Below are 761 nucleotides of genomic sequence, written 5' to 3'. Positions count from 1 at the left end.
TTATCAGCCCATACCTTCAACTCCATCGCCAAAGTTACCTTACCATAGCGCAAACAGATATCCATTCTTCCCGAACCAATGGCATATTCTCTCTCCAACGTGCCACCACCATTAACAACACGGTGCAGAAAAGCCATCAATACAATATGAGGCGCAATCTCTGGATAGGGTGTACTGTCAAATAAAGGCTCTCCATGCTGCCGCCAGAATAATATAAAAGAATCTAACAGTGCTTGAGGATTGAGGTTCCCATCATTATCTAACCATGTTGGAGCAATTGAAGTTAAAGACGCGATCGTTATCGAAGCTAATACCTTAGGAATGATTTCTCGATAAATTGGATTAGCAATTTGAATACCTCCGCGACTATCTCGGCTGCACAAACCTAAATCAAGTACGAAGCGTAAGTCATCTTCGGGCATATTGACTAGTTCTTGCCCAGATAGAATTGGTTGGATAATTACCCTCACTCTATCTTCCCGCAATCTTTCGGCAAGACTATCCAAATGCGTATCCTGTCTCTTAATCAAAATCTCCTTAGCCTCATTCACTAAATCAGCCGTAATCGGAATTGCAGGATCTTTCGTAATATATTCCACAATTTCCTTAGCGATCGCATTGACTAACCAAGGCTGACCCTGTGTCAAATGAAAGGCTAAATCAATTGCCTCGGGTGTAAACACCTGACCAGTCGCATCCGTATGCTGCTGATAGAGATTCCTCACATCCTCAAGTGTGAAATTACTCAAAGTAAAGGAACG

At 42.4% G+C, this 761-nt stretch carries 1 pseudogene; it reads right to left on the bottom strand.

The features are described from left to right. Positions 1-761: pseudogene (locus tag AC805_RS26410) on the bottom strand (ATP-binding protein); the annotation flags it as partial.

The organism is Pseudanabaena sp. 'Roaring Creek', assembly GCF_001402795.1.
Taxonomy (GTDB): Bacteria; Cyanobacteriota; Cyanobacteriia; order Pseudanabaenales; family Pseudanabaenaceae; genus Pseudanabaena.
The sequence above is the reverse complement of the archived record's forward strand: the minus strand, read 5'-3'. Positions and strand labels throughout refer to the sequence as shown.